This window comes from Campylobacter sp. FOBRC14 (genome assembly GCF_000287855.1).
GTDB lineage: Bacteria > Campylobacterota > Campylobacteria > Campylobacterales > Campylobacteraceae > Campylobacter_A > Campylobacter_A curvus.
Genome location: NZ_ALJJ01000006.1, coordinates 1 through 25144, shown reverse-complemented (window position 1 = coordinate 25144; position 25144 = coordinate 1). Strand labels below are relative to the sequence as shown.

25 protein-coding genes and 1 pseudogene are annotated in these 25144 nt (G+C 46.4%); 8 read left to right on the top strand and 18 right to left on the bottom strand.

Features of this window, described 5'->3' with window-relative positions; translation table 11 throughout:
* Position 1: 1 nt before the first annotated feature.
* Together HMPREF1139_RS00660 and HMPREF1139_RS00655 are read right to left on the bottom strand one after the other, a co-directional pair.
* Positions 2-790 (bottom strand): OmpA/MotB family protein, encoded by a 789-nt coding sequence (locus tag HMPREF1139_RS00660; RefSeq protein ID WP_009649385.1) that lies wholly within the window; start codon positions 788-790, stop codon positions 2-4.
* Between the two features lie 8 nt (positions 791-798).
* Positions 799-1563, bottom strand: coding sequence for a motility protein A (locus HMPREF1139_RS00655; RefSeq protein ID WP_009649392.1), 765 nt, complete (start codon positions 1561-1563; stop codon positions 799-801).
* Positions 1564-1695: 132 nt separating this feature from the next.
* Between HMPREF1139_RS00655 and glmU the strand changes: the two genes are divergently transcribed.
* The 7 genes from glmU to truA are packed head-to-tail and all read left to right on the top strand — an operon-like array spanning position 1696 to position 8064.
* On the top strand, positions 1696-3003 hold the full coding sequence (gene glmU, locus HMPREF1139_RS00650) for a bifunctional UDP-N-acetylglucosamine diphosphorylase/glucosamine-1-phosphate N-acetyltransferase GlmU (protein WP_009649402.1): 1308 nt from the start codon (positions 1696-1698) through the stop codon (positions 3001-3003).
* Positions 2990-4165 carry a bifunctional phosphopantothenoylcysteine decarboxylase/phosphopantothenate--cysteine ligase CoaBC gene (coaBC, locus tag HMPREF1139_RS00645; protein ID WP_009649377.1) on the top strand — a complete coding sequence of 392 codons (1176 nt, stop codon included), beginning with the start codon at positions 2990-2992 and terminating at the stop codon, positions 4163-4165. Before glmU ends, coaBC begins: the two co-directional genes overlap by 14 nt.
* Positions 4162-4848 carry a hypothetical protein gene (locus HMPREF1139_RS00640; protein WP_009649395.1) on the top strand — a complete coding sequence of 229 codons (687 nt, stop codon included), beginning with the start codon at positions 4162-4164 and terminating at the stop codon, positions 4846-4848. Before coaBC ends, HMPREF1139_RS00640 begins: the two co-directional genes overlap by 4 nt.
* Position 4849: 1 nt before the next feature.
* Complete coding sequence (gene uppS / locus HMPREF1139_RS00635) at positions 4850-5521, top strand: polyprenyl diphosphate synthase (RefSeq protein WP_009649386.1); 672 nt, start codon at positions 4850-4852, stop codon at positions 5519-5521.
* Positions 5521-6318, top strand: a complete 798-nt coding sequence (locus tag HMPREF1139_RS00630; RefSeq protein WP_009649415.1) for a prepilin peptidase — start codon at positions 5521-5523, stop codon at positions 6316-6318. Before uppS ends, HMPREF1139_RS00630 begins: the two co-directional genes overlap by 1 nt.
* Positions 6311-7339, top strand: coding sequence for an LptF/LptG family permease (locus HMPREF1139_RS00625; RefSeq protein ID WP_009649403.1), 1029 nt, complete (start codon positions 6311-6313; stop codon positions 7337-7339). The genes HMPREF1139_RS00630 and HMPREF1139_RS00625 overlap by 8 nt, the downstream gene beginning before the upstream one ends.
* On the top strand, positions 7339-8064 hold the full coding sequence (gene truA, locus HMPREF1139_RS00620) for a tRNA pseudouridine(38-40) synthase TruA (protein WP_009649419.1): 726 nt from the start codon (positions 7339-7341) through the stop codon (positions 8062-8064). The genes HMPREF1139_RS00625 and truA overlap by 1 nt, the downstream gene beginning before the upstream one ends.
* Before the next feature lie 48 nt (positions 8065-8112).
* Here truA and HMPREF1139_RS00615 read toward each other — a convergent pair whose 3' ends face one another.
* From HMPREF1139_RS00615 to HMPREF1139_RS00565, 13 genes and pseudogenes are all read right to left on the bottom strand, one after another.
* Entirely contained in the window at positions 8113-8805 is a 693-nt protein-coding gene (locus HMPREF1139_RS00615; protein ID WP_009649384.1) for a DUF4230 domain-containing protein, read from the bottom strand.
* 141 nt (positions 8806-8946) lie between these two features.
* Positions 8947-9207 (bottom strand): hypothetical protein, encoded by a 261-nt coding sequence (locus HMPREF1139_RS11620; protein ID WP_009649407.1) that lies wholly within the window; start codon positions 9205-9207, stop codon positions 8947-8949.
* 10 nt (positions 9208-9217) lie between these two features.
* Positions 9218-9472: an Imm26 family immunity protein gene (locus tag HMPREF1139_RS11615; RefSeq protein WP_009649399.1), complete on the bottom strand. Its 255-nt coding sequence runs from the start codon at positions 9470-9472 to the stop codon at positions 9218-9220.
* A 4-nt stretch (positions 9473-9476) separates the two neighbouring features.
* A pseudogene (locus tag HMPREF1139_RS12060) lies at positions 9477-9593 on the bottom strand (hypothetical protein); the annotation flags it as partial.
* 27 nt (positions 9594-9620) lie between these two features.
* Complete coding sequence (locus HMPREF1139_RS11605; RefSeq protein WP_009649394.1) at positions 9621-9893, bottom strand: hypothetical protein; 273 nt, start codon at positions 9891-9893, stop codon at positions 9621-9623.
* Between the two features lie 269 nt (positions 9894-10162).
* Complete coding sequence (gene ilvA / locus HMPREF1139_RS00600) at positions 10163-11374, bottom strand: threonine ammonia-lyase (RefSeq protein ID WP_009649412.1); 1212 nt, start codon at positions 11372-11374, stop codon at positions 10163-10165.
* Positions 11358-11762, bottom strand: a complete 405-nt coding sequence (locus tag HMPREF1139_RS00595) for a CoA-binding protein (protein WP_009649388.1) — start codon at positions 11760-11762, stop codon at positions 11358-11360. The genes ilvA and HMPREF1139_RS00595 overlap by 17 nt, the downstream gene beginning before the upstream one ends.
* Positions 11749-12852, bottom strand: coding sequence for a tRNA (uridine(54)-C5)-methyltransferase TrmA (trmA, locus tag HMPREF1139_RS00590; protein WP_009649389.1), 1104 nt, complete (start codon positions 12850-12852; stop codon positions 11749-11751). Before trmA ends, HMPREF1139_RS00595 begins: the two co-directional genes overlap by 14 nt.
* Positions 12853-14556, bottom strand: coding sequence for a Na+/H+ antiporter NhaC family protein (locus HMPREF1139_RS00585; RefSeq protein WP_009649410.1), 1704 nt, complete (start codon positions 14554-14556; stop codon positions 12853-12855).
* Positions 14557-14583: 27 nt separating this feature from the next.
* Positions 14584-15330, bottom strand: a complete 747-nt coding sequence (locus HMPREF1139_RS00580; RefSeq protein ID WP_009649379.1) for an SDR family NAD(P)-dependent oxidoreductase — start codon at positions 15328-15330, stop codon at positions 14584-14586.
* Between the two features lie 10 nt (positions 15331-15340).
* The gene (locus HMPREF1139_RS00575; protein WP_009649409.1) at positions 15341-16567 is read right to left on the bottom strand and encodes an ankyrin repeat domain-containing protein; all 1227 of its coding nucleotides are present in this window, start codon (positions 16565-16567) and stop codon (positions 15341-15343) included.
* Between the two features lie 209 nt (positions 16568-16776).
* Complete coding sequence (locus HMPREF1139_RS00570; protein ID WP_009649420.1) at positions 16777-17685, bottom strand: alpha/beta hydrolase; 909 nt, start codon at positions 17683-17685, stop codon at positions 16777-16779.
* A gap of 768 nt (positions 17686-18453) precedes the next feature.
* On the bottom strand, positions 18454-21216 hold the full coding sequence (locus HMPREF1139_RS00565) for a bifunctional aconitate hydratase 2/2-methylisocitrate dehydratase (RefSeq protein ID WP_009649406.1): 2763 nt from the start codon (positions 21214-21216) through the stop codon (positions 18454-18456).
* Between the two features lie 99 nt (positions 21217-21315).
* Between HMPREF1139_RS00565 and HMPREF1139_RS00560 the strand changes: the two genes are divergently transcribed.
* Positions 21316-21780 carry a methylated-DNA--[protein]-cysteine S-methyltransferase gene (locus HMPREF1139_RS00560; protein ID WP_009649421.1) on the top strand — a complete coding sequence of 155 codons (465 nt, stop codon included), beginning with the start codon at positions 21316-21318 and terminating at the stop codon, positions 21778-21780.
* Positions 21781-21829: 49 nt separating this feature from the next.
* Here HMPREF1139_RS00560 and HMPREF1139_RS00555 read toward each other — a convergent pair whose 3' ends face one another.
* From HMPREF1139_RS00555 to HMPREF1139_RS00545, 3 genes are all read right to left on the bottom strand, one after another.
* Positions 21830-22585 carry a WGR domain-containing protein gene (locus tag HMPREF1139_RS00555; RefSeq protein ID WP_009649401.1) on the bottom strand — a complete coding sequence of 252 codons (756 nt, stop codon included), beginning with the start codon at positions 22583-22585 and terminating at the stop codon, positions 21830-21832.
* A gap of 92 nt (positions 22586-22677) precedes the next feature.
* Positions 22678-23100: an EamA family transporter gene (locus HMPREF1139_RS00550; RefSeq protein ID WP_009649396.1), complete on the bottom strand. Its 423-nt coding sequence runs from the start codon at positions 23098-23100 to the stop codon at positions 22678-22680.
* Positions 23101-23177: 77 nt separating this feature from the next.
* On the bottom strand, positions 23178-25144 hold a 1967-nt coding region (locus tag HMPREF1139_RS00545), incomplete at its 5' end, for a methyl-accepting chemotaxis protein (RefSeq protein WP_156795002.1).

Here is a 25144-nt window from a genome sequence, read left to right as displayed (position 1 = left end):
GTCATTTTCCTACGTCAAGGATACTTTTTTTAGTAGCCTCTTTGTTTTTTCTATCAAGCGATACGAAGTGTATCTCCACGCGGTTGTTTTTCGCCCTGCCCTCAGGGGTTTGATTGCTAGCGAAAGGATCGTAAGACGCCCTACCCGAGGCTATGAGTTTTCTAGCATCCACACCGTTTGCCGCCATCTCCTCGACTACGCTTATCGCTCGCGCGGTCGAAAGCTGCCAGTTGTCTTTAAAGATGGAATTCATATCGGGCCTTTGATCGTCAGTATGCCCCACGATATCGATATTTACGTCAGGAGTCAGTTTAGCGATGACCATCGCGATCCTTTTTAAAAATAGCCTTGCATCGTCGTTTTCTATCTGCGCTTTGCCGGGCTCGAAAAGCAAAGCCGACGGCAAACGTATGATAAAGCCGTCCTCGCTCTCATCGATGCTTATCTCAGGCGCTCCGCTAGCGCTTAAAAGCTCGTTTATCTTTTTTATCGTGGCGGAGAGCTCGCTAAATTCGCCTTGAGAGCTGGTGGATTGACCTTTGGTTTTTTTTATCTGTTTTTCGAGCTCGCTTTCTTGATCATCTTGATTGTCCGGTCTGGCGCCGCCCTCAAGCACGCTAAGAGCGCCTGCGAGCGAGCCTACTGCAGCTTCGACCTTTTTAGCGTCCATCGTAGCCATAGAGAGCAGCAAAACGAAAAAGCAAAGCAAAAGCGACATCAAGTCCCCAAATGTCGCGAGCCACTCGGGCATGCACTTTGGGCAATCATTTGGGTTTATCAGCTTTGGCATCTTAAATTTTACTCGAACTGACTTTTTCTATCTTTTGGCGGCAAGAACGCAAGTAGCTTGGCCTCGAGAGTTCGCGGATTATCGCCCGCTTGTATAGACATTATGCCCTCTAAAACGACTTGTTTTTCAAGAGCTTCATCCGCATCGCGTATGGATAGGATATTTCCGACCGGAGCGCCAATGATGTTGCCTATCATCGCACCATAAAGCGTCGTTAGCAAGGCGACTGCCATCGACGGACCTATCGCGCTTGGATCAGACATGTTTAAAAGCATCGCGACAAGGCCTATCAGCGTGCCTATCATACCCATCGCACCGGCGAAGCCGCCGACTTGCTCGAAAATTTTGATATTGTTCGTATGTCTTGCACTTGATTGATCCATATCTATCTCTAAAAGTGCGCGTATGGCGTCTGGCTCGTTGCCGTCCACTGCCATAGACAGGCCCTTTTTTAAAAATTGATTGACTTCGTTATTCACATCGTTTTCAAGTGCTAATATCCCGTCTTTACGGGCTTTGGTAGAATAATCCACAATCTTTTTTATAGTTGCGGCTAAATTTATCTGAGTAGGCTTGACCGCGATGCCGTAAAATTTGAACACGCTCTTTAGCGTCTCCATCTTAAAGCCGACCATCATGACACCGATCGTACCGCCAAAAACGATCATTACCGAAGGAACATCGATATAAGGCCCGATGCCAACCCCGATCGCCATCGATCCAAATAACAAAACCAACGTCAAAACCCAGCCGACAACGGTTCCTAGATCCATCCTACCTCACTTTTTCCTTTGTTATAAGTGCTTATTCTATTAAGTTTTTGTTGAAACAATCGTTAAATTTAAAAAATTATTTGCGTTTTTTTGATACAATCTTAGAAATTTTTACCCGAAAAAGGCTTAAAAATGAACGATACGAGCATAATAATCCTAGCCGCAGGCCTAGGCACAAGAATGAAGTCAAAACGCCCAAAAGTGCTGTTTGAGCTTTGCGGCGAGCCTATGATCATACATATCTTAAAGCAAGCTTATGCCATTACAAATGACGTAGGCGTCGTGCTCCACTATGAAAAAGAGCTGATCAGCCAAAAGATAAAAGAAATTTTCCCTCAGACCAAAATCTACACCCAAGATGTAGAAAATTTCCCCGGGACGGCAGGCGCATTAAAAAGTGCTGCATTAAGTGGCAAAAAGGTCATCGTCACATGCGGAGACATGCCTCTTGTAAGATCCACTGATCTAATGAGGCTGGCAAACGCGGACGCTGATATAGCGATGAGCTGCTTTGAGGCTGCAAACCCCTTTGGATACGGACGCGTCATCATAAAAGGCGGCAAGGTGGAGGCGATCGTCGAGCAAAAAGACGCCAGCGAGGCCGAGCTAGCCATAAAGAGCGTAAATGCAGGCTGCTACTGCTTCAAGCGTGAAATTTTAGAAGAAATTTTACCTCTCATAAAAAACAAAAACGCCCAAAAAGAATTCTACCTCACGGACACGATAAAGATCGCCAACGAACGCGGCTTTAAATGCGTGGCTGTAAATGTCAGCGAACAAAATTTCATGGGTATAAACGATAAATTTCAGCTTAGCGTAGCCGAAAAGATCATGCAAGATGAGATAAAGCAAGACTTGATGAAAGCGGGCGTTTTGATGCGCCTTCCAGAAAGCATTTTCATCGACAGCAGGGCTAAATTTGAAGGCGAATGCGTGCTTGAAGAAAATGTCAGCATCATGGGCGCTTGCCATATCAAAGAAAGCATAATAAAAAGCTGCAGCGTCATAGAAGATAGCGTGATAGAAGGCTCTGATATCGGACCGCTCGCACACATACGCCCAAAAAGCGAGATAAAAAATACGCATATAGGAAATTTCGTCGAAGTCAAAAAAGGAGTGCTTGACGGCGTAAAAGCCGGACATCTAAGCTATCTTGGCGACTGCGAGATAGCTAGCGGCACGAACGTAGGATGTGGCACGATAACGTGCAACTACGACGGTAAGGCAAAATATAAAACAACGATCGGCAAGAACGTCTTCATCGGCTCGGACACGCAGCTAGTAGCACCCGTGAATATCGCCGATGACGTCATCATCGCTGCAGGAAGCACGATAACAAACGACGTGCCAAGCGGAGCGCTCGCCATAAGCAGAGGCAAGCAAGAAAACAAAGCCGGATTTTTCTATAAATTTTTTGGCAAAAACAATGCTAAAAAATAAAAAAATTTTGCTCGCGGTCTGCGGCAGTATCGCGTTTTACAAGGCTTATGAAATCTTGTCACTATTAAAAAAGCAAGGCGCTGACGTGTATGTCGCATTAAGCGACGGAGCGCTCAAATTTTGCTCTATCGCAGGTTTTGAAGCCCTTAGCGCACACCGCGTTTTAAGTAGCCAGAGCGAGGACTGGCAAGCTGGCGTAAATCATATCGCCTACGCAAAAATGGATCTCGTGCTGATAGCACCGGCCTCCGTAAATACCATAAACAAGCTAGTAAGCGGTGTTTGCGATAATGTCTTCATGCAAACGCTCATAGCCGCTTCGGCCGTGCCTTTCGTGATCGCACCGGCGGCAAACGACAAGATGATAAACCACTTCGCCACCCAAAACAGCCTCGAAATTTTAAAACGAAACGGAGCTAGCATAGTGGGGCCCGTAAATAAAATTTTAGCCTGCGGCGATGAGGGCAAAGGAGGACTTAGCGAGCCTGAGATTATCGTCTACGAAGCTATCCGCAAGCTTAGCGAGCAAAATTTCAAAGGCAAAAACGTCCTCGTAACTGGCGGCGCGACGACAGAAAAGATAGACGATGTGCGCGCGATAACGAACCTTTCAAGCGGCAAAATGGCAAGAGCGCTTGCAGACGCGTTTTATTTCGCAGGTGCGAATGTGACGCTGGCAGCGAGCTTTAAGACGCGAGATTTGCCGTATAAGGTCGTGAAATTTCGCTCAAGCGGCGAGCTTTTGAAAATTTGCCAAGACGAGTGCAAAAATGCCGACTTGCTCGTGATGTGCGCTGCAGTGAGCGATTACGTGAGCGAGGAGAAATTTAGCGGCAAGCTCAAAAAAGAGGAGCTTGGCAAGCAGTGGAGCCTAAAGCTGGTGCAAAATTTAGACATCCTAAACGAGCTCGCAAAATTTAGCTGCAAAAAGATCGGATTTAAGATGGAATTTGACCCTGCAAACGCCAAGCAAAGCGCGCAGAAAATGCTTTCAAACAAAGGCCTTGACGCCGTTTGCCTAAACGTGATCACCGATCAAAACGCCTTTGGCAGCGAAGTAAACGAGGTGACATTTATAACCAAAAACGGCGAAACACAGCTAAAAATGGCGCAAAAAAGCGAGATCGCCAAGCAAATCCTAGGCCTTACAAGCAAACTATGATAGAAAAAATTTCACGTGTTCAAAGGATAGCCGCAGCTCAAAACAGCTCGCCCATACCCTTGAACACGTCGCTGCCAATAAGCCTAAAGGTCAGCGAAAAGATAGGCTTTAATAGGTATATTTTGAAATTTGCAGACAAAAGCCTGAATACAAAAAGCCTAAAGCCGCTAAATGTCGGCAGCGAGTACTGGGGCGAGATAGAGAGCGCCAGCGAAAATATCCTCATAAGAAATATGTTTGAAAAGCCTAAAATTTTGGAATTTCCCGCGTTTGAAAACGGGCTTTGGCTCATTGAAAATCTGATCTCGCAGCCAAATTTAAGCTGGCTTTACGAGCATATTTTTGAGGCCTTAAGCACCACGCAAAACAAAGAAGAATTTAAAATTTACACTAAAATGATAACAGCCTTGCAAGAAAGTATCATCCACATCCCCTTTGTCTATAACGGCGTCCTTGGCCTCCTTCAGCTAAAAAAGGACAGAAGCAAAAGCTGGATTTATCTCGTGTTTTCAAATTTCGCGCCGATCGTTTTTGAGCTCGAAAAAGGTGAAATTTCACACGTTATGACGCCATTTAAAAACGTCGCGGCGCTTTTAAAAAAGGAATTTGCATGCGATATCAGCGTGCAAAATGTCTTGCCATTTTGGAGCAAAGACGATAAGATAGTCGATTTTAAGGGATAATTTGAACGAGTTAAAACATCTTGGTATCATCATGGACGGCAACGGACGCTGGGCGAAAAGGCGCGGCTTTTTACGCACGAAAGGGCACGAGGTCGGGGCTAGCGTCGTTGAAGCGATGTGTGAATTTTGCATCGACGAGGGCGTTACAATTCTCAGCCTTTACGCATTTAGCACCGAAAACTGGAAACGTCCGCAAAAAGAGGTTGAATTTTTAATGGATCTGCTTAAAAAATTTCTCGTTTCAAAGCGAGAAAATTTTATAAATAATGGCATAAAATTTACGACCATCGGCGATATAGAGCCATTTAGTCGGGAGCTAAAGGCTGAAATTTCGCTGCTTAAAGAGCTGACAAAGGACAATAAAAAGCTAAAGCTGAATTTAGCCATAAACTACGGTGCACGCGACGAGCTGGTGCGAGCGTTTAAGGCGCTGGCAAAAAGCGGCGAGCAAATAAACGAAGCTAGTATAAGCGCCAAGCTAGATGAGAGCGAGGATATCGACCTGCTCATCAGGACGGGTGGCGAGCAAAGGCTGTCAAATTTCATGCTTTGGCAGGCTAGTTACGCCGAGCTTGCATTTACAAAGACGCTCTGGCCGGAATTTAGCAAAAAAGAGCTTGAAGCGATAGTCAAAGACTACAGGCAAAAAAATAGAAGGTTTGGTGGAGTTTGATGGATATTTACGATGGTTTATATGTGATCTGGGGGCTATTTTTCCTGATATTTGGCATTTGCATAGGCTCGTTTTCAAACGTTTTGATATATCGCCTGCCACGCGCGCAGAGCGTGAATTTCCCACCATCTCACTGCACTAAATGCGGCAAGACATTGAAATTTTATCACAACATCCCGCTTCTATCGTGGCTATTTTTGCGCGGTAGATGCGCCTTTTGTAAAGCCAAGATCAGCCCGATCTATCCGCTAGTCGAGGCGGCTTCGGGGGCTTTGATGCTGCTTTGCTTTTATAAAGAGTGCAACGACATGCTAAATGTCCAAACACTAATAAGCGCCGTTTTCCTGGGGCTTTGCTTTATCATGCTACTGGCTCTTAGCCTCATAGACATAAAATTTAAAGCCGTGCCGGACGTTTTGCTCTTTACCGCACTTGGCTTCGCGCTTATTTATGCAGCGCGTGAAATTTTATGGTTTGGCGATTTTTCGGCGTTTATAAACGCCTTTGGCTTCGCGTTTGGATTTTGGCTGCTTAGGCTCATCGTGAGCGCGGCTATGAAAAAGGAGGCGATGGGCAGCGCAGACATCTTTATAGCCGCTATCATCGGTGCGGTCCTGCCACTAAAGCTCGCTCTTTTTGCCGTCTATCTTGCTGCGATCTTGACACTGCCGGTGTATGCGCTGGTGCGAAAGAGCGGCTACGAGTTGGCATTCGTGCCGTTTTTGAGTGCGGGGCTGGTCACGACCTATGTCTTCGATACAGAAATTTTAAATTTTATAAAGATGCTTTATGAGTAGGGTCAACAAATATCTTCTATACAACTTTCTAGGCACGTTCGCGTCGCTCTTTAGCACGCTTTTTTTGATAATGTCGATAGTCTTTTTCATCCAGATCGCCCGCGTGACGTCGTATATCGAGATAACGTTTGGCGAGCTTTTGAAGCTTTATATGTTCATGCTGCCGCGTGTCTTGCTCTTTGTCGTTCCTATCGCATTTTTCGTAGCGCTTGCGATGACGCTCTTTCGCCTATCCAAAGAAAACGAAAGCATCGTCATTTTCACATTAGGAAGCTCGCCAAATTCCATCGCTAAATTTTTCCTGGCGTTTTCTGCCGTTTTAAGCGCACTTTTACTGATCGTTGCGATCGTAATGATACCGATAGCCTCGGAGCTCAACTCAAATTTTATAGACTACAAAAAGACCGTCGCGAAGCTGAATTTAAAGCCGACACAATTTGGACAAAAATTTTCAGACTGGATGGTCTATGTAGGCAGCGAAGGAAGCGACGAAAACGGCACGATCTATAAAAATATCGTGATGTTTAATCCCTTTATCAAAGACTCGCAACGCCTCATCGTCGCACAAAACGCTAAGATGATAAACACCAAATCAAACATAGAGCTATCCCTAAACAACGGTAAAATTTACGATATGAGAGACAAGGTCTATCATCAAAGCAACTTTAAATCCATGACTATCCGCACCGCACAAAACGAGAAAATAAACGACGTAGACAGCATAAAAGAGTACTGGCTCGAGGCAAAGACCAGCACCAAGCGCAAAAAGGATCTTAGCACCTATGTTTTAGTCGCACTTTTCCCACTCGCGACGACGCTCTTTGCCATAAGCTTTGGCATCGTGACATACCGATACGAAAAGGGCGCAGTATATCTTGGCACGTTTGGAATATTGTTTGGGTATTTTACGCTCATAATGCTGCTTAGCCCGCGTCCGATCATCGCTATACCTGGAGTATTCGCCGCGTTTTTTGCCGCCGGGGTTTGGTTTTATAAATTTAAGATCATGCGAAGGTATTGATGAAAATTCAGCTCATCTTTAGCTACGACGGCTCAAAATTTCAAGGCTCTCAAACCCAGCCGCATGAAAACAGCGTCCAAGACGCTCTAGCTCGCGCACTGGCTCATGTGGGCATCTTTGGCAAGCTCGTTTTAAGCTCGCGCACCGACAAGGGCGTGCATGCGACAGCTCAGAGCGCTGCGGTGGAGTGCGGGGAGCATTTTAAAGACCTTGATCGTCTTAAAAACCTCATAAACCGCCACGCGCATCCTTTCATACATATAAAAAATATAAAGCGTGTAAATGCAAATTTTCAGGCCAGATACGATGCAAAGGCGAGACTATATCGCTATATCATAGATCACGGTAGATACGATGTTTTTCGCGCGGATTACTGCCTTTTCGCGCCTAAATTTGATACCGCTCGTGCAAATCATATACTTAAAATTTTTATCGGGAAGCATGATTTTAGCGCGTTTATGAAAACAGGAAGCGGCACGAAAAGCCCTATTCGCGAAATTTACAAAGCATACTGCTACGAATACAAAAACAAAACCGTCATCGTCTTTAAGGCAAACGGCTTTTTAAGAGCGCAGGTAAGGCTGATGGTCGCGAGTCTGCTAAAAGCTCTAAAATTAAAAGACGGCGATGAGCTGCTAAATTTAGCCATAAATCACAAAAAGCCGCTCACCAGGATACCCGCCGCAGCTCAAGGGCTATATCTAAGCCGAGTGTTTTATAGATAGTTTTCTTTTGGCTCGTATATAAGCGAAGCACTTGTTTTCAAAAGCTATCTAAGCGATATTTTCAAGCTTTAGCTGCGAGCCTATCTGCTCTTCATTGTCATCAAATTCAAAAATGACGCAATTCGCCCCAAAGCTTTTGGCGATGGCCTCTAGCGTATCGCGAGCGGACTTATGTATCTTGCTTTGTAGCTGCGAGATGAGTCTGATGCTCATCTTTTCTACCTCGCTTCGCGCCTCCTCTATCAGGCGGTTCTTATCCTCTTCTCTAAAGCTACTTCCAAAAAAGCCATTTAGCGAGTCGGGCAACAAAAACGGGATAAATTTACCATTTTTCTCGTCGTAAAATTTCATATTAGCGATAGAAAATTTATACTTACAAGGCGGCATTTTGACCTTGTATTTGGAGTTTGCGATCTGCGTTATCTCGAGCTTCGGGCTAGTTAGATCGTAGATGAAATTTATCTCAAACTCAAATATCATCGAGAGCTTTTTCTCGCTCACGAGCCATCTAAGATACTCTTTGCCAAAATTTCCAAACGCGTGATCGGTCTTTGTAACGATCTCTTTGCTATAGACTTGAAACACAGAGAGCTCGCCGATAGATTTTATCTGTTCTATATCGGTCGTTATGCTCGTAGCGACCGGCTTTTGCGCCTCTTTTAGGGCTTTATTAAATTTAAATATCGCTACCACACACGCGAGCAACAAAATCGCTAAAATAAGGCTGGTGTATTCGGTCATTTTCGCTCCTTTATGCGACAGATTGTAGCAAATCTTGATAAAAGATTTGTTAAATCACAGGTCAAATTCAGTCTTTTTTGTATGCCTTTAAATTTATCCAAACAAGCCTATATCCGCCGATATACCCTCGCACGAGCCAATTCATATCTCTGGCTCTTTTTCAAAAAGCCTCAAATTTTCCTCATATCCGGCGTCCGCATCCAAGCCAAAAAATTTGAATATCTCTCTTTTTACCTCGATATTTTCAGGGTTTCGCAGATCGTTTTTGTCGTAAATTTCGATGCCTTGTTTCACGGGACCTTCTTTTAAGTCCCCTATAAACAAAGACCAGCCGATAGCTTCGTTTCGGTAAGGATCGGACTCAAACTCGCCACTGCGGATAAATTTATTAAATTTAGTCACTGAGGTTTCTTTATAAATGAGCCCATATTGCAGATAGATAGTCAGGATCGGCGTGGCTAATGCTCTTACTAAACGATATCGGTGCGCCGTCTAGATCGCTTAAATTTAGTGGTCTGTGTCCGATGATCTTATATTTGCCGTAGTAAAAGCAGTTATCCATTATAGCCTGTGCCGGTAAGGCTGGCATCGCGGCGAGTGCGTCTAGATCGGTATTTGGAGTATCGCTTGCAGTGAGATAGACCTTTACGATGAGCGCCTTGCCCATTAGGTTAATTTAGTCCGGCGTGTCTTAGACGAGCAAATTCAGGGCTCTTGCGACGCTTGGCGACATCGATCAGTATGCGTCCAAAGCCCCACTTGCGCCTACCAAATTTAAACGTAAAGAAATCGCCTTCCTTAAATTTATAGTGCTCTCACGGGGCGTTTTTAAAGGCTTCGATCTCCGCCAGATCGGCTTTTGAAGTATCTGCTATCCATTTGTCTAGCCAGTTTTTAAATTTGACGGCGATGTCTTTATCCTCTTTGTCACCTCCAAAATTCTCGTAGTAAAACGTCGTTTGCGTAGTGAAATTTGCGATGATGACGGAGTGAGCGGTGAAGCTAAAATACACGCCAAGCCCCTTAAATGACTGCGTAGCGGTGAAATTTAGCTTCTTTGGTTTGCCCCGCGCGGTCTTTGGTAGCACGATGGTGCGATTTTGGCTCGTGCGCTCACAAAGCTGCGTCTCGTAGTATCGCTCACTCGTAGATGTTATAATCTTTCGTATGACGTCACCGTCAAAAAATAGTCCGTCTCCCCTATCCTCACAGCCTCCCAGTACGCTGGCAAGGGCTCTAAGCCTAGGAACTTACGCTCTTCGTTGGTTAATATAAAAGATGAAATTTCTCGTTTCATTTTTTGATCCTTATAAATTTAGCCCGCTAAAGCCTAAATTTACACTATCTATCTGTCAGATCAAAACACCTGCGTAAATTCAAATCCATGCTCTTTAAGCACCTTTTTTATGCGTTCTTGATGTTCTGCGCCCTTGGTCTCAAGCGTGATGGTGATGCTCGCATCGCCGTATTCAAGCTCGGTAGAAAAGCGATCGTAGTCTATCTTTACGATATTTGCATTCGCATCTTTTAGCGCGTCGGTAAGCGCCAGCAACGCGCCCGGCTTGTCTATCAAGGTAACTTGTATCGTCATCTTGCGCGCAGACTTTATAAGACCCTTTTCGATGATGATAGAAAGCATCTGCACGTCGATATTGCCGCCACTTAGTACGATACCGATCTTTGCGCCCTTTTTGTGCTTTATCTTACCGTGCATAAGTGCCGCCACCCCTGCTGCGCCGGCGCCCTCTACGACGATCTTTTGACTCTCTAGCAAAAACAGTATCGCAGTCGCGATCTCTTCGTCATCTACCTGCACGAATTCATCGACACATTCAATGATATTTGCCAGAGTTATCTCGCTGGCATCACGGACAGCGATACCATCGGCGATCGTACGGACTGATTTTGAATTTATACTCTTTTTGGCGTTAAAGCTCTGCCACATTGCAGGTGCGCCCTTAGCCCCCACGCAGACTACTTTAATGTGAGGATTTACCTGTTTTACGCAGCTGGCCACGCCACTAGCCAGACCGCCGCCGCCAACAGGCACTACGACCATATCAAGATCGCTCATATCATCAAGCATCTCAAGGCCTATCGTGCCCTGCCCTGCCATGACGAATTCATCATTAAAAGGATGTATGAAATTCATCCCCTGCTCTTTGGCGTAAGTGACTGCAAATTCATACGCTTCGTCGAAGTTGTCACCCTTTAGTATGACTTCCGCGCCAAGATCTTTCGTACCAGAAACCTTTAGCAGCGGAGTGGACTCTGGCATGACGATGACCGCCCGCACGCCAAATTCACGCGCTGAGATGGCGACGCCTTGAGCGTGATTTCCCGCACTTGCGGCGACTACACCCATCTTTCGCTGATCGCTCGTTAAATTTGCGATCTTGTTATAAGCACCGCGGATCTTATACGCGCCCGTTCGCTGTAAATTTTCCTCTTTCAGATAGATGTCAGCGCCCGTTACGCTACTAAGCCTAGCCGAAAACGCAAAAGGGGTTTTATTTACGAAATGCCCTATCGTGATCTTGGCTTGGATGATTTTATTTAGTGATACCATTTTTCAACCTTTCAAATTCTATTTTTATACATTTATCTTGCACGAAATTTACGCCGTTTTGGCTGGCTTTGAGCTTTGCGGCTTCATTTACTATGCCAAGCTGCAGCCAAAGTGTCAAGACATTTTTTCGTATGACCTCGTCGATCAAAATCTGCGCGAATTCGCCCTTCCTAAACATCACTGCGATATCGATGGGTTCGCTTATCTGGCTTAAATTCCTATATACTTTAAGCCCCAAAATTTCATCCTCTTTAGGATAAACGGGGTAAATTTTAAATCCGTTTTGCAAAAGATAGCGCGCCACCATATTGCTAGCCTTGCTCTCATCAGGACTTAGCCCCACGATAGCCACGCTCTTTGCGTTTTTTAAAATTTCATCTACACTCATCTTTTTTCAAAACCACTCCGCACTCGATGTGATTTGTATTTGCAAACTGATCGAACATCGCAAATTTCGTCGCCTTGTGCGTGAGGCTAAGCTCTTTTAAATTTTCATAAAGCGTCTGCGGGTTACAGGATATATAGATGATGTTTTCATAGTTTTTGATGAAATTTATCACGCTCGTTTCAAGTCCCGCACGCGGCGGATCGACCAGCACATGCGAGAAGGCAAAATCAGCTAAATTTACGCCCTCTAAACGCCTAAATTCCCGCTCGCCGCCAAACGCGCTCATCAGCTCCTCGGCACTCATGCGTAAAAATTTGATATTGCCTATGCCGTTTTGCTCGCAGTTTTTAAGGGCGTTTGTGATTGAGCTTTTGCTGATCTCAGTCGCCAGCACGCGTCTAAATTTGCCCGCCAGCGGGATAGTGAAATTGCCGTGTCCGCAATACATCTCAAGCATATCTTCAGCGTTTTGCACGGCGTTCATAGCCCAGGATATCATCTTTTCATTTACGCCCTTGTTTGGCTGGATAAATGCACTATCGCCAAAATTTAGAGCGTATCTTAGCCCGTTTATCTCAAAGCTATCGCACAGCTCGCGCTCGTCGCTACTTATCTTTTGACCGCGCGAACGAGCGATGATCTTTACGCCAAGCCTTTTTGCAAGCTCGCTAAAAGCGACCTCAAGGCCGTCAAGCCTCTTGTGATAGAGCAAGACAACAGCGCAAAGCTCGCTTGCGGATATGAACTCCACACCAAAAATTTTACTTTTCAGCTCGTTTGAGGCGCCAAGCTCCTCAAGTAGCCTTGGCATAAGGGCGGCTATACTTTCATCTACCTTCAAGCACTCTGAAATTTTGATAAATTTTGACCTTGAGCCGTGCATCGTGTAGTAGATCTTGTCATTTTCGTGCCAAATACCAAATTCCGCCCTGCTTCGGTATCTTTGCGGCTTAGAGCTAAAAACCTCAAGCTCACCGTCAAAAAATTCTCTAAATTTATCCGCTATGAAATTCGCCTTGAAATTTAGCTGATCCTCATAGGGCAAGGCGAGCGTGCAGCTGCCGCACTCGCCAAAATGCACGCATCGCAACTACGCTTCCACCTTCTGCCCGACAAATCTAACAAACAGCGCAGTCGCCAAAAGTCCAAGCGGCAACGCGATCCAGATACTTAGCCCAAGCGCAACAGGCAGGTAGCCCACGACGATACTGATCGCGCACACGCTAAGCGCGTAAGGCATCTGCGTCTGGACGTGGTCGATGTGGTTGCATCCAGCACCCATTGATGAGAGTATCGTAGTATCCGAGATCGGCGAGCAGTGATCACCAAAAATGGCGCCCGTTAGCACCGCCGAGATATTTACGATCATATAAGCATGCAGTACATCGCCCGTAAGCCCGCTATTTGCGCCAACAGCGCTTGCTAGCGGTATGGCAAGAGGCATCAAGATACCCATCGTGCCGTAGCTCGTGCCGGTTGAAAAGCTGATAAACGAGCCCAAAATGAAAATCGACGCCGGGAGTATGATCTTTGGAGTCGATTGCGAGAGCAGATCGACTAAGTAGCGCGACGTGCCAAGCTCTTTGATGACTGAGCTAAGCGACCACGCAAGAAGCAAGATGATGATCGTGGTTATCATCGTTTTCCAGCCCTTGCCCCACGTCTCGATCGCCTCGCGCACGGTCAAAATTTTCCTATAAACAGCCATAATGATCGCTACGATAGTGGCTAAAAGCGCAGACTGAAACAGCGCGACAGACGCATCGGCCTTACCAAACGTAGCTTGGAAAGTTTCAAAAGAGAGCGGATGAGCCTGTGCAGCAGCCAGTGCCTCGCCCTCAAGCGAACTAAGCCCGCTGAAGTAAAAGCTCACGAATGCCCCAATAATCAGTACCAAAAGCGGGATCACGGCATTTGAGGCTTGCAGCTTTATACCCTCTTTTGGCTCAAGCGTCTTGTCCTCTACATCGCTCATCATCGATCTGCCGGAGTGTAGCTCGCCGGCCTTTGCCCTGCGCTCGGCTTTTAGCATACTACCAAAATCACGCCCCATAAAGGCGATACAAACGATAAAAAACAGCATGAAAAGGTTGTAAAAACGATAAGGGATCGTCTCGACGAAGATGCCAAATGCGTTTATATCGGTCACGCCGATGAGCTCGTAGCCTTGCTTGATGAGCGAGATTTCAAGCCCGACCCACGTCGAGATCACGGCAAGCCCCGCGACAGGTGCGGCGGTAGCGTCGATGATGAAAGCTAGTTTCTCGCGACTAACCTTAAATTTATCCGTTATCGGGCGCATGATAGGACCTACGATGAGGGCGTTTGCGTAGTCGTCAAAAAATACAAAAAGCCCCATGAGCCAGGTTGAAATTTGAGCCGAGACGCCCGTTTTTGCGCGCTTGCTTAGCCACAGCGCGACCGCTTTGGTACCACCCATTTTGGTGATGAGCGCGACCACACCACCGATACAAAGCACCTGCAACACGATACCCGCATTCCAGCTGTCAGCCAGCGAGCCGACCACCCTTTGCACGATGCTCGTAAAACCCTTAATAAATGTCATAAAAATGTTCGAGCTCACGACATTTATTAAAAAAGTTCCGCTAAAAACGCCCAAAAATAGCGACAAAACGACGTCTTTGGTGATAAACGCCAAAACGATCGCGACTACCGGCGGCACGAGCGTCCAAATACCAAAAATTTCGGCATTTTTCTTCGCGACCTCCGCATCGACAGCAAATGCCAACATCGGCAAAAACAGCATCGAAATGAAAAATAAAGATTTTCTCATCCGCATCTTCCCCTTTATAAATTTAAATCAATCTCTTTCAAAATAAAATCCCGCCCAAGTCTGCGTCGTCGCCATGACTTCGAGCAAATTTACGTTCACGCTCTTTGGCAGATTTAAGCAGTTTAGTACCATAGTCGCGATATCATCGGCTGTGATGAACTGCGTATTTGCGTAGATGGAGTCGGCCTTGGCCTTGTCTCCCTTAAAGCGAACCTCGCTAAATTCGGTCTTGCAAAGGCCCGGAGCTATCTCGGTCACGCGTATGCCTGTGCCTAGCAGATCGTTTCGCAGGTTGTAGCTAAACTGCTTTACGAAGGCTTTCGTGCCGCCATAGACGTTGCCGCCAGGATACGGCCAGTGGCCTGCGACAGAGCCTAGGTTAAAGATATACCCGCTTTTTCGTTGCGTCATTATCGGCAAGACGGCCTTTGTCGAGTATAAAAGCCCTTTGATGTTCGTATCTACCATCGTCTCAAAGTCCTCGATGCTCGCGTCTATCGTTTTTTCCTGACCGAGGGCGAGTCCTGCGTTATTTACCAAGACCTCGATATCTTTGAAATTTTCAGGCAAATTTTTGACTGCATCAAAAACGGCCTTTTTATCTCTGATGTCAGCGGCTATTATATGCGTATTTCCAAGCTCACCGGCTAGTTTTTCCAGTCTTTCTTTGCGCCTACCAAGCGCGATGATCTTGTAGCCATCCAGTGAAAGTCTCCTGGCGATCGCATCTCCAAATCCCGATGTCGCACCGGTGATAAAAGCCGTTCCTTTCATCTTTGCTCCTTTATTCGATATTTGGCTTTAAATTTAGCGTTTTTAGATATCCTACCGCGGCGTCATTGCCGTTTTTTACAGCATAGTCCATCGCATTAAAGCCGGCCTCATCGACTGCTTGTATGTCAGCGCCGCTTTGCCTTAAAAGCTCTAAAATTTCAGCACCAGAGTGCGCTGCTGCGTGCATGAAAACCGACCTTGACGTGTGCTCGAGCGCGCAAGTGTTGCCCAAAAACGACTCCTCGCCTAAATTTAGCATGGCGATCTTTGTGTTCTCATCGATGTATCTTTCATTGACGTTCGCGCCGTTTGCGATCAAAAGCTGCGTCAGCCTCGCATCGTCAAACTGCACGGCATAAAACAAAGCGCTCTTTCCGAAAAAATTTTTATGATTTACGTCTGCCCCCTTTTTTATCAGGAATTCGACGTTTTTTAAATTTTTAAGAGCGAAAAATATCGGCGTCTCATCGCCTGCATTTATCTGTGCGCCTCGTTTTAAAATTTCGTTTATGACATCGGTGTCTTGCTCGTATAAAAGCGCGGTATCTAGCATATTCGTGAGCTCAAACGGGGTGAAATTTTTAGAGTAAAGCAGCGAAGCGATGTAGTCAAATCCGGCCGTCTTATCGCTCAAAATTTTCTGCTCATCAGAGAGCGCGGGCTTATTCGTGGCGTTTATATCTTGCTTGCCGACGGCGAAAGTGAGAAATTCTCCGACCAAGCTAGTAGCGTAATACGCCGCACTGCCAGCGTCTATACCCTTATCTTCGTAAAATTTCACGAGTGGAGTCTGCGCGTCGTTATAAAATTTTAAAAATTCTTTGTATTTGATGAAATTATATAGCGATTTATTTGCCCAGTACCTAAAAAAGTCCATTTGAGCGTCTTTTTGAGCCTCGGAGATCTCGGGCTTTTCAAGCGTTTTTGCATAGATCGACGGAGCGAAGCTGGCCTCTAAAACGAGCCATCTAAATTTATTTAAATTTTCAGTATAAACGATATTTCCCACGCAGCTTTGATTTTCGCCGCGCACGATCTTTGCGGCGTCAAAGAGATCTTTCACGACAGCTAAATTTAGCGCCGATCCGTCGCAGGAGAAAATTTTCTCATTCATATACACAAAATCTTTAGGAGCGCTGGCAAATACCTCTTTAGAGCCCAAATCTCCGCAGCTAAGCCCCTGCGCATATGCAAGCAAACTCGATAAAAAAAGCAAAAAAATACTCAACCTTTTCATGCCGCCTCCTAAAATTTACGCTATTTTAACAAAATTAAACGCTAAACTCGCTTATTTGGCTGGATTTATGTCCAAAAATCATAAAATTTTTATCGTTTTTCCGGAAATTTACCCCGAGCCGCGTTAAAATTTCTCCTGGCATCTTGCTTTATAAAGTATCTGGGGCGACACAAGTAGCCCTCTCTATCTCGCACGCTCGCCCCCAAATTTCACTTTGCCGCCTTAAACATCCGCTCTATCGCCTCGTTTCGTAGCCTAAAATAAAGCTTCGTCTGCGGCGAGTTTTCATTTACGCTATCTAAGCTGTGAAAGACGTTTGGAATCACCAAAAGCTCGGTGCTGACGCCGTTTGCGAGCAGTCTATTTGCATAGTCGATGTCCTCGTGCACGAAAAGATCAAGCTCGCCCGTGACCATAAAAACCTGCGGCAAGCCCTGTAAATTTTTAGCGAGCGCAGGCGAGAAATACGGCATTTGTTCTTCACTGATCGCTTGTCCGCCGCGCAGAGCCGTCCAGCCCGCGACATTTGCCGCCGCCGTCCAGACGAACTCGCCCGTGTTTTTATCGTCATATATCGAGTCCGCTCCGCCCGTGCGGTGATCTAGCATCGGATAGACGAGCACCTGCCCGGCTAGGCTAAGCTCGCCCTTGTCGCGCGCATAGAGCGCTAACCTCGCCGCCAGTCCGCCGCCCGCGCTCTCGCCCATCACGATGACCTTGCGCTTATCTAGCCCTAGGCTTTTTGCGTTTTCAAAAAGGTATTTCAGCCCGCTATAAGCGTCGTTTAGATCGGCAGGAAAGGGTGCGACGCTCGCCAAACGATACTCCACGCTCGCGACCGTGGCGTTTAGCTCGTTTGCAAGCTGCATGAGGCGCGTACCCTTGGACTTTGCGTTACCCATGAGATAGCCGCCGCCGTGGATGAAATAAATAAGCGGCGAAAGCTGCGGCGCGTTTTTGCTACGGTAAAGATACAGCGGCACGGCGGGCTGATCGCCGTTTGCGGGAGCGATGAGACTGGCTGTGGGCTGCGTCGTGCTCGCGGCTAGCTCGTCTTGCCTCTTTTTCGCGGCGGCTCTTAAATTTGCGTCCGAAAAATCGACCGCCCAGCTTTGCATGTAGGGCTTGTATTCCTCCGCGACCTTATCCTACGTGCGAAACTGCGCCGCATTTAGCGCACCGCCAAGCAAAACGGCAAACAAAGCGAGCGTGAATTTTGCTCTCATTTTTTCTCCTTTTGGGTTAAAATTTGAGCTTATTTTACTGTGAATTTCATAAATTTTATGCTTGATTTATGCGCGAAATGCTTGTATTTTGGAGTACTTAAATTTAGCTGATTTGATGGCGGTAGCGACGATCAGCAAGTCGGGGAATTACGTAGCGAGCACAGATGATTTTTAGACGCGAGGGAGCTGACTGCCGCAAATTTTCAATCGGCTATATCGCGATGCTTTAATGGGTTTAAAATTTAAGGCTCTTTTATAATAAATCATTGATACCCGCTTCGCTTCTGCTTTGCAGTTGCGAACGAAGTGAAGCGTCCCCTTGGGCTACGAGCAACGCGAAGTAGAAAAACCCTGCTTGCTCCGCAAAGCGCCGAACTTATAGCACGATTTTTTGCTTCGTTGCACTACTCAAACGCTGTTCGCGTTTTCCCTGCAAGCAGACCGCGGTCAACTACCACTCCCCTGTCCTCGTAGCGAAGTCTCGTTGCGAACGCGTAGCGTAAAGCAAAAATCGGCGGCGATAATCGCTGACAAGGTTTTTACTGAGATGCTGCATTCTTCTACTTTAAGAGCTGAAAATCAATGAAACATTGTAACAGAGCCAAATTTAAACGCCAACTACGAGATAAATTTAGCCGATAAATTTACCCCGCAACCCCCTCAACCGATCTCAAAATTCTCTATCTCGTTAAAATTTAAATACCGATAAATTTGCTCTTGCTTGCCGGCTAGCTTTTGCGGGACGATTCGCATGTATTCATCCACGCTTGGCAGCCTACCAAGTATCGCGCAGACCGCCGCCAGCTCGGCACTGCCAAGATACACCTGCGCGCCCATGCCCATGCGGTTGTCGAAATTTCGCGTCGAGGTCGAGAATACCACCGCACCGTCTCGCACGCGGGCTTGGTTGCCCATGCAAAGCGAGCAGCCGGGCACTTCTATGCGCGCGCCAGCCCCGCCAAATACGCTGTAATACCCCTCCTGCGTGAGAGTGTTTTTGTCCATTTTCGTCGGCGGCACGACCCAAAGGCGCGTAGGGATCTGCCCCTCGCCCTTTAAAATCTCGCCCAAAGCGCGGTAATGTCCGATGTTTGTCATACAGCTTCCCACGAAAACCTCGTCGATATTTTTCGCCCGTTTTTCGTCGCGTAAAATTTCACCCAGCGTCGCGACATCGTCGGGGTCGTTCGGACACGCCAGTATCGGCTCGGTGATGCCATTTAAATTTATCTCGATCACTTCGGCGTATCTCGCGTCCTTGTCCGCCCTTAGAAGGCTCGGGTTTGCTAGCCATGCGAGCATCTTTTCGCGGCGACGCTCCAAAGTTACGCGGCTCTCGTAGCCAGCGTTTATCATCGCTTCGATGAGCGCGACATTCGAGCGGATGTATTCTTTTACCGGCTCAATGTCTAAATTTACCACGCACGCAGCGGCGGATCGCTCGGCTGAGGCGTCGCTAAGCTCGAAAGCCTGCTCAACCTTTAAATTTTCCAGCCCCTCGATCTCTAAAATTTTACCCGCAAAGACGTTTTTCTTGCCCTTTTTTTCGACGCTTAGCAGCCCGCGCTTTATCGCGTAGTATGGGATCGCATTGACGAGGTCTCGCAGCGTGATGCCCTCTTGCAGTTGCCCCGTGAAGCGCACCAGCACGGACTCTGGCATATTTAGCGGCATAGCGCCCAGCACCGCAGCAAACGCCACCAGCCCGCTGCCTGCAGGGAAGCTGATACCGATAGGAAAGCGCGTATGGCTGTCTCCGCCCGTGCCGACCGTGTCGGGTAGCACCATGCGATTTAGCCACGAGTGGATGACGCCATCGCCAGGTTTCAAGCTCACGCCGCCGCGAGAGTTGATAAATTTTGGCAAATTTTTATGCAGTATCGCATCACTCGCCTTCGGATACGCCGCCGTGTGGCAAAAGCTTTGCAGCACGAAGTCGCACGAAAAGCCAAGGCTGGCAAGCTCCTTTATCTCGTCGCGCGTCATCGGCCCGGTCGTATCCTGCGAGCCGACCGTGAGCGTGAGCGGCTCTACGTAGCTACCAGCTCGCACGCCCTGCATGCCGCACGCCCTACCGACTATCTTTTGCGCGAGCGTGTAGCCTTTGGCGTCATCCTTTGGCTGCTCTGGCTTGGCGAAAATCTGCTCCGCGCCTAAATTTAGAGCCGCCCTAGCCTTCGCGCAAAGTCCGCGCCCGATGATGAGCGGTATGCGCCCGCCGGCTCTCATTTCATCTAGCAGGGTGTTTGGCGAGAGAGTAAATTTAGCGACCAGCTCGGGAGCTTGCGCGTGCGAACCGCTTGCGGTATCGTTATAAATTTTGCTTTGCTTAAATTTATCGTCGCTCTCATCGCTCAAATTTACGCCACTTTTGCCATTTCGCCCTACTCTCACGATCTCGCCGCGATACGGGTAGATGTCGATGAGATCGCCCGTTTCGAGTGCACTCACGTCGGCGACAATCGGCAGTGCGCCGCTATCCTCGGCGGTGTTGAAAAATATCGGAGCGATCACGCCACCGATGACGATGCCGCCCGTCTTTTTATTCGGCACGCCCTCTATCTCGCGCCCTAGATGCCACTGAATCGAGTTTATACCGCTCTTTCGGCTACTGCCAGTACCGACCACATCGCCCACATAGACGACCTCGCGACCGCTTTTTTTGAGCTCTTTTATCGTTTCTAGGCTGCCCGGCTGGCGTTTAGAGAGCATCGCGTTTGCGTGTAGCGGGATGTCAGAGCGCGTGAAAGCCTCGCTGGCTGGGCTTAGATCGTCAGTATTGGTCTCGCCAGCGACCTTGAAAACTACCGCACGGATGAGCCCTGGCAGCTTCTCGCGCGACAAAAACCACTCCGCCCTAGCCCACGAGTGCAGGACTTCGAGGGCGAATTTATTGTGCTTACTTAAATTTAGCACGTCGTTAAAATAATCATGCACGAAAATGATGTTTTTTAGCTCGTTACAGGCTGCGCGAGCGACCGCCTCGTCGGGGCTATCAAGCGCGGCGATGAGCACGATGACGTTGTATCCGCCAAGCATCGTCCCCAGCATTTTAAGCGCGGCAAATTTATCAAGCCCTTTTATATCAAGGTCATGATTTATAATCTCGTTTAAAAATTCCGCCTTCACTTTCGCCGCATCATCGACGCCTGGCTGGACGCGGTTTGCGAGCAGATCTACGAGCCAAATTTGCTGTTTTTCATTTTCTCTAAACTCCTCCCAGACCTTGCCTAAATTTTCATCGTTTAGCTCAAAGCTCGGCGCGCGCCCGCTTGCCAGGCCAAGACACTCGCTTTCTCTTAGTCCGCCAAGCCTCAAAAGCCCGCAAACTTGACGCGTCTGTTCCGCACTAAGCGGCAACGGCGGCACTCCAAGCGCCTCTCGCTCACGCACGTGTTTTTCATATTCTGATGAAAAGCCCATCGTTCTCCCCTTATTTTTTGTGTCTATTTTATCAAAAACACATAAAAATATAAAGCAAATTTCGCTAAATTTAGCGTATCAAATTTCAAAGGAGCGATTTTGCAAAAGGCTTATTTTGACTCGCCGATAGGGGTTTTAGAGATTTGTGGCGATGAGAGCGGAGTTTGCGAGCTAAATTTTGTGCGAGAATTTATCAAAACAGACGTGACGGATGCGAATTTAAAGCTTTGTTTAAGCGAACTGGAGCGATATTTTAAAGGCGAGCTTAAAATTTTCACCACAAAGCTAAACATCAGCGGTACAGCATTTCAAAAAAGCGTCTATGAAAATTTGCTCAAAATCCCATACGGCGAGACGATCACTTACGCCCAGCTCGCGCAGATGACGGGCGTAGAGCGGGCATACCGTGCGGCAGGCTCGGCAAACGCCAAAAATAAAATCCCCGTCATCATCCCCTGCCACCGAGTGATCGCCGCAAACGGACTTGGCGGATACTCTGGCGGCTATGGGCTCGCGACTAAAATTTGGCTTTTGGAGCATGAGAGGGCAAATTTGGCAAAATAAGCCCTACGAACGGCTTGTTTGCAAAAATTTTGATAAATTTAATGCAAATTTACCCTACCTGCTCCGCCATAAATTTCATCAGGTCGCGGCGCATGGTCGCAGCATAAAACGACTCATCGCCCGCGTATCCCCAAACTAGGCGGTTTAGCCGCTCTATGCGCTCCATAGAGTCAAGTGCCAAGAGGGCTAAATTTTTATCACTCATCTTGCCAGAAATTTTGATCTCGCCAAACGCAATCGCGATGATGACTTGATCGTTGCTATACATGATCTGATCGCCTAAAAGCCCGCTAAAATCACGCTTTGCGAGGCTTTTTAGCTCCTCGTTGCTTTGATTTTTATCCGGTGGCAGATAGGTGAAGCCCCACTCGCGCTCTAGCAAATCTTGCACGAATTTAAGCGCCTTAGCATCGCCCTTGCGAAACGCCTCTTGTAGCGATTTAAACGCGTCATTGCCGTCATCGCTGCCAAAAGGAGCTTCCTCGTCGCACTCGTCATAATAGATCGCGTCCGAAAAATACCGCCTAAAATTTGGATGGCTTGTAAGCGGATGAAGCCCGAATTCATCGGTGTCAAAGTAAAGATGTCCGCTAGGAAGCTCGCTACGCGTGTAGCCCTTTTTCAGCTTGGAGGCAAGCAGCTTTTGCGCCTGCTTTTCGCACTCTGGCTCGCTGTCAAAATCCTTTATCTCATATCTGCCGCTCGTGCCAAATTTGCCCCAGTTTAGCACAAATTCGCACCCCAGCGTCTCGATTTTCCAAAATTTATCCGACTTTTCGTCAGTGAAACGTAAAATTTCTAGCATATTTTCCTCTGAAATTTGATTTTATTCGGTGCTATTTTAATAAAACAAAATTTTATTACACTCTATTGCCGTCAAAATTTAGATACAAAAATTTACTTAAAAACCAGCACGAAAACGCCACTAGCAATGAGTCCGATACCCAGCCACTCTTTGATATTCGGGCGTTCTCCTAGAAATATCACGGCAAAAACGACGACTAAAACGAGGCTAAATTTATCTATCGGTGCGACCTGAGAAGCCTTGCCTATTTGAAGTGCTTTAAAATACGCCAGCCACGATGCCCCGGTAGCAAGACCCGAAAGTATCAAAAATAGCCAGTTTTTTGCGCTCAAGGTTTCAAGGGATTGCCATTTTTTAGCGTATGTGAGAAAAAGGATCAATGCTACTACTATGACTAGCGTCCTGATGAAAGTAGCGAAATTCGAGTCTATGCCCTCGATGCCGACCTTTGCAAATATAGCAGTCAGTGCGGCAAATACCGCAGAAGCTAATGCCCATAAAGCCCACTCTTGCATGATCAGCTCCTATCCTAAAACCTGACAGCCTTGTCGCACCGCAAAGCTGTCAGATCATTTAGTTTTTTATTGCTACTCTAAAATTTCTTCTTCCTCACATCAGTGACTATGAGTTTAGCCATATCATCTACCTCAGATGTCACTTCGTTTGTCTTGCCTATGATTTGTATGTTCTTATGAGTTAGGTTATCTATTTGAGATACAGATTGATTTATCATATTTATGCCTTCTGCTTGCTCTCTTATAGATTCACTCATCTCGTTTATACTTTGAGCTAAGACATTTGCATTGGCTTCTATCTCTCCTAAGCTCTTTTGAGTCCTCTCAGCTAGTTTTCTAACTTCATCGGCAACTACTGCAAAGCCTCTACCATGTTCTCCCGCTCTGGCTGCTTCTATGGCAGCATTTAGTGCTAGAAGGTTTGTTTGATCTGCTATGTCTCTAATTATCACTATGATGTTTTTGATCTCTTCAGATTGTCTTGTGACATCTTGAGCTTTTTGGCTTATGGCGTTCATTGAGCTAGACATCTGCTCTACTGCAGCTGCACTTTCTTGGAGTGAATTCGCTTGTATGTTCGCTCCATCTGTCAGCTCTTTCATAGACTGGGCCAATACGTTTGCCTTTTCTTCAAGAGATTGGGCTTCTTCTAAATTTCCTTTTAGCATCTCGCATACTACTTCACCCATAGACTTGACGCCCATTATCATATCTTTGATATCGCTTTCTATACCCTCTTTGAGCTCTACTTTAGCAGTGAAGTCATTTTTGGTATATGAGCTTAGGACGCTTACTATGCTCTTTAGGTTTTCAGATATGGAGGCAAAGAATGTGTTTAGTAGGTTTTTTAGCTCCATCAATGCAGGGTTGTTTGGATCAGATGAAATTTTAGCTCCTAAATTTCCTCTTATCATCATATTTGCTACATTGTTTAGCTCATCTATCATGGTGCTGTCTTTTTTGATGCCAGCTATCACTTTATCTATATTTTGATTGATGCTGTCGCTCATTTGGGCAAATTCATCATTAGTATTTATCTCTAGTTTCTCAGGAGCTTTTGCTTCATGAGTGATGAAGGCGAATACTTCGTTTAGCTTTTCTTGTATGGTCTTTATAGGGCTTAGTGATTTTTTGAGTAAGAAATAGACAAATACCGAAAGGGCGATGATGAAGATAACGGCAAGGGCGAGTTGAGCTTTTAGGAGGGGGAGAGTATTGCTAGAAAAGGTATCCGTTCCCATTGCCGCTACGACCAACCAGCCCTCATCATTTATCGGCAAAGTTTTAGCCATTACGTTCTTACCTTCAGGATTTACGTAAGAAATCAAGCCATTTTCATCAAAATCACCATCTTTAAGTTTTGTTGAAACCGTTTTACTAAAGTCAACAACTTTGCCTATTATTTCAGGGTTACTATGTATCAAAACCACACCATTTTTATGCATGATATAAACATAGCTATATTTAGTTTTACCCATATCAAGAATTTTCTTACTAAGATCCTCTATCTTTAGATCGATAGCCGATACTCCCGCGAATTTACCGTCTTTATAAACCGGTGCGGCAAAGCTCATGACTAGCTTTTTATTGACCGCCTCTATGTAAGGCTCACTGTATATGGCGCCGCCCTTTTCTTTAGCAGCGATATACCAAGAGCGCTTTCTAGGATCGAAGTTATCGACATCAGGCTTTAAACTTGTGCCGTCTGATTGGAAAAAATAGCCGTCACTATCTCTACCAAAATAAAGATCTCCTACCAAATAACTGGTTTGTCCCTTTTGAAATTTGATCTCGGCCAAAAGGCTTTGCTCGTCGTTAGGAGTATTCTCTATCTTTTTTGCAAACCTCTTTGATGCATCGGTATACTCCTCAAAAAAGGTATCCGTGACCGCCTTAACATCTTTTAAAATTTGATCTTGATTTTGGACAACAAGATCAACGACTTTACTCTCAGCCGTGTAGTAACTAGCAGCCGATATGGCTGCAAACGCGATAAACAACGCAATCAATAGCATGAGTGCTATTTTATTGGTTATGGATCTCA